This is a genomic window from Candidatus Oleimmundimicrobium sp. (assembly GCF_030651595.1).
In the GTDB taxonomy this organism is placed as follows: domain Bacteria; phylum Actinomycetota; class Aquicultoria; order UBA3085; family Oleimmundimicrobiaceae; genus JAUSCH01.
This window is the reverse complement of sequence record NZ_JAUSCH010000024.1, coordinates 1-12,646: the sequence shown is the minus strand read 5'-3', so window position 1 is coordinate 12,646 and position 12,646 is coordinate 1. Positions and strand designations below refer to the sequence as shown.

The 12,646-nt window shown below is 38.6% G+C and carries 13 protein-coding genes; all 13 read right to left on the bottom strand.

The window, feature by feature from the left end; all coding sequences use genetic code 11:
- Nucleotides 1-85: 85 nt before the first annotated feature.
- Entirely contained in the window at nucleotides 86-1,246 is a 1,161-nt protein-coding gene (locus Q7U95_RS01685; RefSeq protein ID WP_308751545.1) for a geranylgeranyl reductase family protein, read from the bottom strand.
- A 167-nt stretch (nucleotides 1,247-1,413) separates the two neighbouring features.
- Nucleotides 1,414-2,715, bottom strand: a complete 1,302-nt coding sequence (gene purB / locus Q7U95_RS01680; RefSeq protein WP_308751544.1) for an adenylosuccinate lyase — start codon at nucleotides 2,713-2,715, stop codon at nucleotides 1,414-1,416.
- 38 nt (nucleotides 2,716-2,753) lie between these two features.
- Nucleotides 2,754-3,212: a 5-(carboxyamino)imidazole ribonucleotide mutase gene (purE, locus tag Q7U95_RS01675; protein ID WP_308751543.1), complete on the bottom strand. Its 459-nt coding sequence runs from the start codon at nucleotides 3,210-3,212 to the stop codon at nucleotides 2,754-2,756.
- A gap of 251 nt (nucleotides 3,213-3,463) precedes the next feature.
- Nucleotides 3,464-4,738, bottom strand: a complete 1,275-nt coding sequence (gene purD / locus Q7U95_RS01670; protein WP_308751542.1) for a phosphoribosylamine--glycine ligase — start codon at nucleotides 4,736-4,738, stop codon at nucleotides 3,464-3,466.
- A 99-nt stretch (nucleotides 4,739-4,837) separates the two neighbouring features.
- On the bottom strand, nucleotides 4,838-6,112 hold the full coding sequence (locus Q7U95_RS01665; RefSeq protein WP_308751541.1) for an adenylosuccinate synthase: 1,275 nt from the start codon (nucleotides 6,110-6,112) through the stop codon (nucleotides 4,838-4,840).
- 35 nt (nucleotides 6,113-6,147) lie between these two features.
- Nucleotides 6,148-7,521: an FAD-dependent protein gene (locus Q7U95_RS01660; protein WP_308751540.1), complete on the bottom strand. Its 1,374-nt coding sequence runs from the start codon at nucleotides 7,519-7,521 to the stop codon at nucleotides 6,148-6,150.
- A gap of 157 nt (nucleotides 7,522-7,678) precedes the next feature.
- Nucleotides 7,679-9,043: a replicative DNA helicase gene (dnaB, locus tag Q7U95_RS01655; RefSeq protein ID WP_308751539.1), complete on the bottom strand. Its 1,365-nt coding sequence runs from the start codon at nucleotides 9,041-9,043 to the stop codon at nucleotides 7,679-7,681.
- A 14-nt stretch (nucleotides 9,044-9,057) separates the two neighbouring features.
- Nucleotides 9,058-9,504, bottom strand: coding sequence for a 50S ribosomal protein L9 (gene rplI / locus Q7U95_RS01650; RefSeq protein ID WP_308751538.1), 447 nt, complete (start codon nucleotides 9,502-9,504; stop codon nucleotides 9,058-9,060).
- An 11-nt stretch (nucleotides 9,505-9,515) separates the two neighbouring features.
- On the bottom strand, nucleotides 9,516-10,355 hold the full coding sequence (locus tag Q7U95_RS01645) for a hypothetical protein (protein ID WP_308751537.1): 840 nt from the start codon (nucleotides 10,353-10,355) through the stop codon (nucleotides 9,516-9,518).
- Between the two features lie 85 nt (nucleotides 10,356-10,440).
- On the bottom strand, nucleotides 10,441-11,409 hold the full coding sequence (locus Q7U95_RS01640; protein WP_308751536.1) for an ECF transporter S component: 969 nt from the start codon (nucleotides 11,407-11,409) through the stop codon (nucleotides 10,441-10,443).
- A gap of 37 nt (nucleotides 11,410-11,446) precedes the next feature.
- Complete coding sequence (gene rpsR, locus Q7U95_RS01635; protein ID WP_336622646.1) at nucleotides 11,447-11,722, bottom strand: 30S ribosomal protein S18; 276 nt, start codon at nucleotides 11,720-11,722, stop codon at nucleotides 11,447-11,449.
- Between the two features lie 15 nt (nucleotides 11,723-11,737).
- A complete protein-coding gene (locus Q7U95_RS01630) occupies nucleotides 11,738-12,166 on the bottom strand; it encodes a single-stranded DNA-binding protein (protein ID WP_308751535.1) in 429 nt (142 codons plus the stop codon).
- Nucleotides 12,167-12,204: 38 nt separating this feature from the next.
- Complete coding sequence (gene rpsF / locus Q7U95_RS01625) at nucleotides 12,205-12,537, bottom strand: 30S ribosomal protein S6 (RefSeq protein WP_308751534.1); 333 nt, start codon at nucleotides 12,535-12,537, stop codon at nucleotides 12,205-12,207.
- Nucleotides 12,538-12,646: the final 109 nt, after the last annotated feature.

Here is a 12,646-nt window from a genome sequence, read left to right as displayed (position 1 = left end):
GAAACAATGTGACAACTTATTGCTCATAATTGTTTAACTTCAATTCAACTTAAACACAATTTTTTGCAAGCACTTGTAATATCTCTTAGTTGATGCTAATCCACTGCCTCAAGTTTAGCTCCCCTAACTTCTTGCTTCTCTTGATTAAATTTATGGATGAATTAATAATCCAGGGGTTTTTTGCAAACCGCACAATAAGTGCGCCTAATATAAAATATCTGTTAAAAAGAGTATCTATATTTTTTTGATAGCCTATAAGAGATTTCTCGCTAAAATCATTAACACTTAGAGCAGAGCCTATTGCCTCCGCGGCATATTTTCCGCTCTCAAGCGCATACATCATACCTTCGCCGGTTAAAGGATTCACAAGACCAGCAGCATCTCCAACCAAAACCATTCCATCACATATCGCCCTCTTGACCCCGCCCATATGAAGTTTTTTGCCCACAATTGGGCCAAGACGTTTTGCCCCTTTTAATTTTTTGCTCGCGTAAACGCTTGAATTTACAAAAGCGTTAAAGATTCCTATTATGTTGTAGTCTTTTTCTTTTAAATCATTTAAATATATGCCCACACCCACATTTGCAATGCCTTTTTCTTGGGGAAAAATCCATCCGACACCGGGCAAAATAACATCTTCACCGTAAATTTCCATATAGTCATCTATATCATTTACATTTTCATAATAAGCGCGTATGGCAATCCCTATTGCTCTAAAGTCATTCTTGGTAACATTGAGTACTTTTTTTGCAATATTTGAGCCCATTCCGTTCGCGCAAACAACAAACTTGGCAGTTTCTTCAAGCTCTTTACCATTGCGAGTATATTTAACCCCCACAACTTTTCCCGAATCGATGAGAACATCGGTCACCAGCGAGTTGCCCGAAAAACAAGCCCCGGCCTCTTCAGCATGCTCCTTTAAAATTTTATCAAATTTAATACGCGGTACTACAAAACCTCTTCTTGGATAATCCTTATAAGCGGGGAAATCGGTAATGCTACACCCGCCTTTGGATGAATAAATTTTAACACCTTTTGTTTCCTTAAACCTACCTTCCAGTTTAGGAACAACTTCCATATCTTCTAACACCCTAACCCCCCTGGGTGTTATGCTGTCTCCACAGACTTTTTCCCTGGGGAATTCACATTTATCAAGCAAAAGGACCTTATGCCCAGCTTTTGCAAGATAATACGAAGCAGCTGAACCAGCTACTCCGGCGCCAACAACTATAACATCGTAATTCATGAGCATCACCGAAAAATTAGTTTAGTGAAATATTTAACAAATTACAATAAAAACCGCGCCCGAATTCAGTAAACCTGAAAATAATTTGGGGAATTTCATTGAAACTCATTAAGTCACAAGACCGACACCAAAATCAGAAAAAAATATCATAATTTCTTTCAAAACATTTAGTCATCTAAGCTTTTAAGCCGCTCAAAAACCTTATCGATATTTCTCAAGTAATAAGAGTAATCAAAAATTTTATTCAAATCTTCTTCATTTAAAAACTTTTTAACTTCCCCATCAGCAAGGAGAACTTTTTTAAAATCAACTTTCTCTTGCCAGGTCTTCATCGCGCATTGCTGTACCACTTTATAAGCGTCTTCCCTTAACATCCCTTTTTCAATGAGAGCGAGTAAAACTCTTTGCGAGAAGAAAAGCCCATGAGTTTTTTCAAGGTTAGTTTTCATATTTTCGGGATAGACTTTAAGACCTTGCATTACCTGAATCATCTTGTGAAACATATAATCGAGAAGAATAGTGCTATCTGGAATGATAACCCGCTCAACAGAAGAATGTGATATATCTCTTTCATGCCAAAGAGCTACATTCTCCATAGCAGCCTGAGCATTTGAGCGCATAATTCTTGCCAATCCACAAATTCGCTCACAGATAATCGGGTTTTTCTTATGCGGCATAGCCGATGAACCCTTCTGTCCTTTAGCAAAGGGCTCCTCGGCCTCCAAGACCTCAGTTCTCTGTAAATGCCTTATTTCAAGGGCAAACTTATCTAATGACGAGGCAACCACCGCAAGCGTACACATATACTCGGCATGCCTATCTCTTTGAAGAACCTGAGTTGAAGCTGATGCTGGTTTCAAACCCAATTTCTCACAAACATAAGACTCGACAAAGGGGTCAATATTAGCATAAGTTCCCACAACACCCGATATCTTGCCATAACTTATAACATCCCTGGCGCTCTTGAGACGCTTAATATTTCGCTCCATTTCAAAGGCCCAAAGAGCAAATTTCAAACCAAAAGTAATCGGCTCCGCATGAACACCATGAGAGCGGCCAATCATAATCGTATCTTTATATTCAATAGCTCTCTTTTTTAAGACTGTTTTAAGATTCTTTGCATCTTCAATCAGAAATTCGATGGCTTCCTTCATTAAAACAGAAAGACCTGTATCAACAACATCAGATGACGTCATACCATAATGGATATACTTTGAAGCAGGCCCAACATTTTCGGATACACTTGTTAAAAATGCTATGACATCGTGATGAACTTCCTCCTCGATTTCATCAATCCGCTTAATATCGAAACGGGCCTTATTTTTTATATCACTAACAGCTTCGTTGGGAATAATTTCAAGTTTTGCTTGAGCTTCGCAGGCAAGAATCTCAATATCAAGCCATTTTTGGTACTTATTTTCCAAGCTCCAAATCGACTTCATCTTCGGTAACGAATATCTTTCAATCACTTAACTTCCTCCTCAATCTTCATTTAACCTAATTAAATTCAACGTGCTGCTAAATTTTCCTTATATTTCTTAAGAGCTTCACGAATTTTTGGATATTTAATGCTTAAAATTTGGGTAGCCAGAATTCCCGCGTTTTTGGCTCCTCCAATGGCAACTGTCGCAACAGGAACACCATTGGGCATTTGCACCGTTGCAAGAAGGGCGTCCATTCCTCCAAAATCCTTGGAAGAAATTGGGACTCCAATTACAGGTAAGATTGTGTAAGAAGCTATAGCTCCCGCAAGATGCGCTGCTTTACCTGCTCCACAGATTATAACCTCTACCCCTTTTTCTTCAGCCGTTAAAGCATACTCCTGAACTTTCTTTGGAGTACGATGCGCGGACATCACGTGCACTTCATTGGATATCTCAAACTCATCGAGAATTTCTTTGGCAACTTTCATAACCGGCTCATCTGACACACTCCCCATTAAAATTCCAACAAGCGGCTTCTTCATTATGTTTTCCCCTTTTTTAGTCTCTTAGTCGGTAGTAAATTAAAAAATAAGTTATAAAAATGCCGTGCCTGCCAGCAGGCAGGAAAAACGATATAGAAAAATTTAAAATCGAAAACCAAGTCCTAAAAGATAAAATTCTTAAAACACTTTTAATCCAAAAAATTATCCTCTGGATAAAAACTTTCTTAATTCTTAATTACCGTTTTTATTTTTTCATTCTCCATTCTTCATTTTTCCTTCACCCTTTACCCTCAATTTCTCACTGCTCTCAAGGCTATATCTTTTCGATAATACATGCCTTCAAAATTAATTTTTTCAACTGCTTCGTATGCTCGCTCACGAGCATCTTTAAAATTATTTCCCAGAGCACTTACACTTAAAACCCTTCCCCCCGCGGTAACTATTTTACCACCATTTAAGAGAGCCCCTGCCTGAAATACAACTATATCATCGTTCAAATTAGCATCCTCTATACCTTTTATTTCAAATCCCTTTTTATACTTCCCCGGATAACCATCTGAAGCCAAAACAACCGTTACACAATTCTTTGATGACCATTTTAAGTTCCCGTGTTGCCCCAAACACCCATCGGCAACATTGAGCATTACCTCGGCCAAATCACTCTCTAACCGTGGAAGAATCGCCTGAGTCTCAGGATCTCCAAAGCGACAATTAAACTCAAGAACCTTGGGGCCGTCCTTTGTAAGAACTATCCCAGCATAGAGAACTCCGCGATACTCAATCCCCTCATTTGCCAACCCTTTAATTGTTGGCCTAAGTACTTTGCTGACTATCTCATCGTACATATTGCTTGTTACTGCCGGAACAGGTGAATAAGAACCCATGCCCCCTGTATTGGGGCCCAAATCACCATCGTAAATTCTCTTATAATCCTGAGCAGGAACCATAGGTAAAACAGTTTTCCCATCCGTAAACGCAAGCAGCGAAACTTCCTCGCCTTCCAGATATTCTTCGATTATTACCTTTCCTCCCGCCAAACCAAATCTTTTATTTACAAAACAATCTTCGAGAGCTTTTTTAGCTTCTCCCTTGTTTTCTGCGATAAACACACCTTTACCCGCCGCCAATCCGTCTGCTTTGATAACCAGAGGTACTTCATGACCATCAGTGTAATTTAAGGCTTCCTCATAATTGGTAAAAGTTTGAGCAAACCCGGTTGGTATGCCGTATTTCTGCATAATACTTTTAGCAAAGCTTTTGCTGCCTTCCATTTGAGCCGCTTCTTTTCGCGGACCGAATACCTTCAATCCTCTTTTTTCAAATAAATTAACGATGCCAATAACAAGAGGCGCTTCGGGCCCAACCACAGTAAGCCCTATATCTTTTTCTTCAGCAAAATTAGCAAGCGCTTCAATATCATCAACCGAAATATTTAAATTTTCCGCAATTTTTGCCGTTCCACCATTTCCGGGAGCACAATAAATCTTCCCAACCAGAGAGCTCTGACTTAATTTCCACGTTAACGCATGTTCTCTGCCACCGCTCCCAACAACTAAAACTTTCATATCATCCTCCGCAATAAGATATACCTATGTTAATTTAATTCTAAAAGCCTAAGATAACCCCTCTTTGTTTAAGAACCAATAAGGGAGAACTTCTTTTAACTAATTCTTGAAAATAATCTGTTTTCTTTTCGGCCCAACCGATATCATCTTTATAGGAACGCCTCCAAGCTCTTCTATTCTAGCTAAATACTTTTGCGCGGCCTTTGGTAAATCACCATAATCGGTAATATCCTCAAGACTTTCTTTCCAACCGTCAACCTCTTCATAGACAGGTTTACATTTGTGAACAATTGTTTGATGGGGTGGAAAATTATCATAAATTTTCCCCTTGTACTCATATCCAACACAGATTTTTATCTTTTCAAATTGCGACAAAACATCGAGTTTTGTTACAACAATTTCAGTTAAACTGTTTATCCTACTCGCATACCTCAGTATAAGCGCATCAAACCAGCCGCATCTTCTGGGCCTGCCGGTTGTAGTCCCATATTCTCCACCCTTTTCCCTTATCCTCTCTCCAACTTTATCATCTAGCTCCGTTGGAAATGGACCCGAGCCTACCCTGGTAACATAAGCTTTAACGACACCAATAACTCTATCAATACGTTTTGGCCCAACACCAGCGCCCACACATGCCCCTCCTGCCACAGGAGAAGAAGAAGTAACAAACGGATAGGTTCCATGATCAATATCTAAGAGTGTGCCCTGCGCCCCTTCAAAAAATACATTTTTACCTTTATCTAAGGTCTGGTTAACAATCAAGGAAGTATCTGTAATGTGTTTTTCTAAGCGCTTCGCGTAACTACTATAATCGGCTACTATTTTGTCCGCCTCAAAGGGTTCAAAATTATATATCTTCGTCAATATCTCATTTTTTTCATTAAGAGCCGCTTCTAATTTTTTCCTAAAAATCTTTATATCAAGCATATCTTGAACTCTTAAACCTGTTCTGCTTATCTTGTCAGCATAAGCCGGACCAATACCCTTATGAGTCGTTCCAATTTTAGCTTTGCCAAGCTTTAACTCACAAGCCCCGTCTAAAACTAGATGATAGGGCATAACTAAGTGAGCGTTGCAGCTAATAAGCAATTTATCAACGCACACCCCCCTGGACTCAAGACCATCCAGCTCTTCAATCAAAACTTTAGGATTAACTACAACTCCATTTCCAATCACACAAGTAATATGAGGATAAAGAATACCTGACGGAATCAAGTGGAATCTGAACTCTTGGTCTCCATTGATTACAGTATGACCCGCATTGTCACCTCCTTGATACCGAACAACCATGTCCATTTGGTTGGCCAAAAGATCCGTTATTTTCCCTTTTCCCTCGTCTCCCCATTGTGTCCCAATAAGCACTATTCCTGGCACATTAACCTCCAATTTTACTTTTACTTAAAACTTAATTAGTTTTTTCCTAACGTATCTAAAATTGCTCTTGCGGCAATTATTCCCGAAGCAGATGACTGCACCAACCCTCTCGTCACTCCCGCTCCGTCCCCAATTGCATAAAGATTTTTTGTTTCTGTCTCAAGAGTGGGCCCAAGTTGCAATCTGGAAGAATAAAACTTTACCTCCACCCCATATAAAAGTGTATTTTTTGAATTAACCCCCGGCGTCACTTTATCAATAGCTTCTATCATTTCAAGAATATCAGATATATATCTATAAGGAAGCACGAAACTTAAATCACCGGGAGTAGCATCTTTTAGGGTAGCCTCAACTGTGCTCTGAGTTATCCTGGCCGTCGTCGAGCGTCTCCCTCTTTTAAGGTCTCCCAATCTCTGAACTAAAATCCCCCCACCCAGCAAGTTCGCCAAGCGAGCAATATACTTACCATAAGCAATGGGCTCTCTAAACGGTTCGGTAAATGTGGTGCTAACTAATATTGCGAAGTTCGTATTGTCAGTCTTTTTATTAGCATAACTTTGACCATTCACCGTTACAACATCACCATATGTTTCCCTGGTCACTTCTCCATAAGGACATACGCAAAATGTTCGCACCTTATCATCAAAAGATTTAGAATAATACACAAGTTTAGGTTCATAAAGAAATTTTGTTGCCGGTTCCATCACTGAAGCCAGCGTTTCAAGCCTCAGCCCTATATCAACGGCATTCATATGAAGCCTTAAGTCCAATCGATGCGCTTCTTTACTTAACCAATCTGAGCCAATTCTTCCAGGAGCTACAATAACATAATCGCTCTTAATCTCCTCCCCGCCAACGGTTCGGACCCCAACTGCTTTTTCTTTTTTAGTAAGAATTTGAGCAACTTCCACCCCTGTTCTAACTTCAATTTTCGAGCATAAAAATTTATTCATCGCCTTCATGGCATTGCGAACTCTTTCTGTCCCCATATGCCTTATCTTTGCGGGGATAAGAACAAGCCCCGCAAGTTCAGCTTTGCGATGTATTTCATCAATTTTTTCCTTATCTAAACCATGCACTTTTGAATCGGCACCGAATTCTCTATAAATATTATCAACATAATCAATTAAGTCTTGCAGACCATCCCTCGATATATATTCTCCCAACCATCCGCCAACTTCCGTAGAGAGAGTTAGTTTGCCGTCACTAAAAGCGCCTGCTCCGCCCCAGCCTGAATTAACAGCATTCCGATAATCCCCTTTCTTGCTTTGGAGTAGCTTCACGCGCTCATCAATATTTTTGCCTTTTTCTAAAATAAGTACTTTTAAGTTGTTTCTCTTCACCAATTCCAAAGCAGCGAATATACCAGCTGGTCCAGCCCCGATGATTATCACATCGTATTTTGTCATCTATCCCCCTAAGATAACGACAAAAAAATGACTCAAATGGAAAACCAACTTCCCATCTGAGCACATCCTAAATCGCCACCATATTCACCTTTTCTTATTTGCCCATTAGCAAAGCAAGTTCTACACACAAGATATTACAAAGCTTGACAACCAAAATTTAAACATTCTTAGCTAAATTGGCAAACTTTGTGTAGTGTTCCAAAAAGGCCAGTCGTATTGTGCCGGTGGGTCCATTCCGATGTTTGCCTATTATGATCTCGGCAATACCTTTATCATCAGATTCTTTATTGTAATAATCATCCCTATAAATAAACACAACAATGTCGGCATCCTGTTCAATGGCTCCCGACTCTCTTAAATCGCTCAAAAGAGGGCGCTTGTCTGTTCTTTGTTCAACCGCACGTGAGAGCTGCGATACCGCAATAACAGGAACTTCCAGCTCTCTTCCTAATATCTTAAGAGCTCGAGATATCTCAGAAATCTCCTGTTGACGATTCTCAATTCTGCCTCTCCCTTGCATTAATTGCAGGTAATCTACAATTATGAGCCCAAGTTTATGTTTAGCCATAAGCCGACGAGCTTTAGCGCGAACCTCCATCATGGTTATGTTTGGGGAATCGTCTATAAAGATGGGAGCATCAGCCAATCTTCCTACAGCATTCGATAGCTCGCGCCAATCTTCCGTCTTTAAGTTTCCCGTTCTTAGATGTTGAGCATCAACTCGCGCTTCAGCACACATCAATCGTTGGGCCAACTGTTGACGAGACATTTCCAAACTAAATATAGCAACGGGAATCTTTTCGTTCACAGCAACATGTTGGGCTATTGATAGAACTAACGAAGTCTTTCCCATGCTGGGGCGCGCTGCCACAACAATTAAATCTGAAGGATGTAAACCGGAAGTCTTCTCGTCAAGATCTATAAAGCCAGTGGGCAAACCGGTAACATTGGCACCTTTTTCATAAAGTTTTTCAATTTGTTCAAAACTCTCCGTGAGCAAATCTTTAATGTGAATAAATTTTTCAGATATTCTTTTCTTCGAAACGGAAAAAATTAGGCTTTCGGCTTGATCTATTAATAATCCAATATCTTCAGGACTGCCATAACTCATCCCCACAATTTCAGTAGCCGCGCTAATGAGGGAGCGCAAAACCGCATTCTTCTCAACTATTTCTGCGTAATACTTTGCATTTGCGGCAGTAGGAACCATATTAATCAAAGTATGAATATATGATTTTCCTCCTACTTGATCTAACAGCCCCTTAACCTTTAACTCATTCGCAACCGTTATTGGATCTGCTGGTTCGCCCTTAGTGTAAAGGTTTAAAATAGCTTCATAAATTTGCTGATGGGGGCCCCGATAAAAATCTGTAGGTTTCACTTTCTCCACTATATCGGGGATTATCCCTTGCGAGATTAACATAGAACCTAAAAGTGATTGTTCGGCCTCAATGTTATGAGGAGGAATTTTCTCTAAAAAATTCACGTCTACAACCTTTTTGGCATTAGGCAAATTGGCCATATTTATAAAACTCCTTACAAGCTTACTACTTCAATGTTCATTTTCGCTTCAACTTGTGAATGTAATTTTATATTAACAGAATATTTTCCCAAAGATTTAATATTTTCCTTTAAATCTATCTTTCTCTTATCAAGAGAAAGATCAAGCTCTTTTTTAATAGCTTGAGCTATATCCTTACTTGTTATTGAGCCATATAACTTGCCTTTTTCACCGGTTTTGACCGGCATTTTTATCGTTTTTTTGCTTAACTTATTTGCTAATGACTCAGCTTCATCTTTCGTTTCAGACTCTTTCTTCACCAGCGTATTTCTTTTTTTCTCAAACCCTTTTAGGTTTGCCGGTGTCGCATCGAGGGCAACCCCTTTAGGAAATAAAAAATTTCGCGCGTAGCCCGGACTTACATTTACAATATCTCCTTCTTTGCCTAAAGACGGAACGTCCTTAATTAAAATTACTTTCATAATCCCCCTTATTATAGCTCTTTAGGTCTCTTAATATGTGATACTCCTATTTTCTCAGCATATTGAGAAATCAGTTTTTCTATCTCCGACAAATTATCCTGATAAGTAAACATCTTGATATTCAAATCACTCTCAGAAAAATCCTTCTTCTTTTTCTTAACAATCTCAATAAATTTTTCCTTGATACGATCCAAAAAAATCTTAGCGCCTTTCTTATCTATCTCCGGCAAAACTACTCCAAAATCACCACGGCTTAAGTATGCTATCTCATCTACAATCCTGGTCTGTTGCTTGAACATCTCCCCTAAATCTTTTATCAATTTTTTTTCAGCCCTTTTTGATATCCCTATCTTTAACAAATTAAATTTGAAGGTTATTATAGAAAATGTACTCTTGTAACGCGTGGCACGATCTATTTCTTGTTGGATTACCGTTATAAAATAACGTGCCGTGTAGAGACCTGACTCCTCATTAACAAGAACTTTCTCTTCTAAATCCATAACTTGTTCTTTAAATTTTTCGAAAAGAAGGCCTCCTACTATTCCCATAAAGCAGAAGAAGATAATTCTCAAAGTAATTGTCAAAGTAACAACTTGAGCCAGCTGCGATTCAACTAAAAATAAAAGCAAAAGAATGTACACAACGCCTGCGCCAATTGCGGCAATGAACCCACCCTTTTTCCCATAATAGACTGCCCCCGCAATTATCGGGATAAATAGCATTTGAGCATAAGCTTCAATTGTCGTTCCTCTGTAAAAAAGAATGAAAGAGGTTAACATCGCAATAATAGTGCCCAAAATAAGAAAAAGCTGACTTACATTATGATACCTTTTTGCCGGAGTATCTATCATAACTCATCCCCCCATTTTTTTAACATTACCAATATTACAAATCTATCGTCAATATCTTTTATTATCGGCACAAAAAACTTCTTACTTAATAAGCTTCTTGCGGCACTTTTCTATAATTAAACCATGTGTCAAAAAGCCCCAACCAAGTCAAACCCTGGAACATAATTTGGATAAAAAGTGCCAGGAAGAAGAATAGTATCTTAACCGGAAGAGAAAGTTTATATTTTTCAAAAAAGTAGAAAATTATCGCCGACCCCTGAATTAAAAATATAACTCCAAAAATAAGAAGAAGATTCATACCTATTATTGAAACAGTCCCCGAATAATTCCCAAACCACTTATAAAAGAAAAGAGCAGCCAACCCAAGGAGATACCCCCATGAAAAAAACCATGGCACTTGGAGCATCTTAAAACTAATAATTTTTGGTAACTTTAATTTAAGACGCTTTAAAATTTGATATGTGATAAAACAGCAAAAAGCAGAAATCCATCCAGAAACTATGACTATAATCGCGGGAATAACTTTGGAAAAATTTTCAGCCATTTGGTTTAATAAGTGCTGCTGTCTTACAATCTCTTCTTTGCCCAACCCATACCTTAAACCAAGTTGCTCCTGCATTACAATCGATTCTTTAAAAAGTTTTATCTGTTCGTAAAATAAATTTACTCCACTAAGAAAATAAGTGATAAGCGCCATTAAAGCAATTGTCACCACAACTCCGACCAACCCGGCCAATATGACTCCCCAAACCGAATAATTTCTCCGGATGGAAATCCCTTGGCTCAACCCCAAAAATAATATGATTAAAAAAAGGGGAACAGCAGAAGATGGTTCCATAAATACGGCAACAAGAAAACTTGCAGTAATCGCAGTTAAAAAACCATATTTAAAACCATAACGTACTGACACAATAACTGTTGGGACTGCGCAAAGAGGAATAGTAACAAAGGAAAATACCGGTAAAACAAGCGATAAAAAAGCAAAAACTAGCGTTAAAGCAGAAAGTTTCCCTGCCTCTACTAGCGCTCGAGTATTTACTCTATTTTCATCCACGCTAAAAGCCCCCTGTTAAAAAAAGATACTTAACTCTTTACTTGACAGAGTACTTTATTAAAGCCATCTCTCTGGCTCTTTTAATAGCAGTTGCAAGTTTGCTTTGATGTTGAACACAGGTACCCGTCACTCTCTTTGGCTTTATTTTACTCTTATCATTCATGAACCTGCGTAGCAAATTTAAGTCCTTGTAGTCAATATAATCAATCTTCTCTTTACAAAAAAAGCACACTTTTTTTGGATGTTTTCTAAAAAAATAATTGCTTTTTTCTTTCTTATCATCTTTGTTTTTCTTAACAGCATAACGAGCCAACAAAATCACCTCTAATTAAAATGGAATATCTTCATCTAAACTGACATCGGCATTTTCAGTACCGGCATCGGATGTAAAATCTGGTTCAAAATCTTTGTCTTTGGCTTGGGAAGATGCTCTCCCAAGAAACTGCACATTTTCGGCTATAACTTCTACTGTTGACCTCTTTTGGCCTTCACTCGTCTCCCACGCCCTATATTGAAGCCTTCCGTCGATAGCCACAGGAGTCCCTTTTGTAATGTTTTGAGATACAAGCTCAGCAAGTTTCCCCCAGCAAACAATATTAAAAAAGTCCACGCTTTCAACACGCTCCCCTTGTTTATTGGTCCAGTGCCTGTTTACCGCGATGCCGAAGTTAGTTACACTTGCCCCGCTTGGAGTAGACCTAAGCTCAGGGTCTCTTGTTAAATTTCCAATTAAAATAACTCGATTAAGACTAGCCAATTCCCTCACTCCTAATTCAATAAAATTTTATCTTTACTTTAATTACTCTTTTTTTTACTCGGCAACTTCTTTTTTCTCTCAACATAAGCCGGTTTTTTTACAATCATAATTCGTAAAATTTGGTCTGTTATTCTTAAAACCCTTTCAAGTTCACTTACCGTTTCACTCTCACCTTCAAAAGTTACAAGATGATAGTCCCCTTCATTGTATTTCTTAATGGGATAAGCCAACTTCTTTCTGCCCCATTTTTCAGACTTACTAACTTTCCCACCATTTTTTTCGATAAGTTTATTGATTTTGGTAATGACTTTCTCAGAAGTTTCTGCATCAAGAGTGGAGTCAACTATAACCATTAATTCGTAGTTTCTCAAACATTTCACCTCCTTCGGTCTAATGCGGGCTCGCTGTTTTTCAACGAACCAGAAGATGCTTTACTTATAGTAAGCAACTTATTAAATTTAAACGAAGGATATTATAACA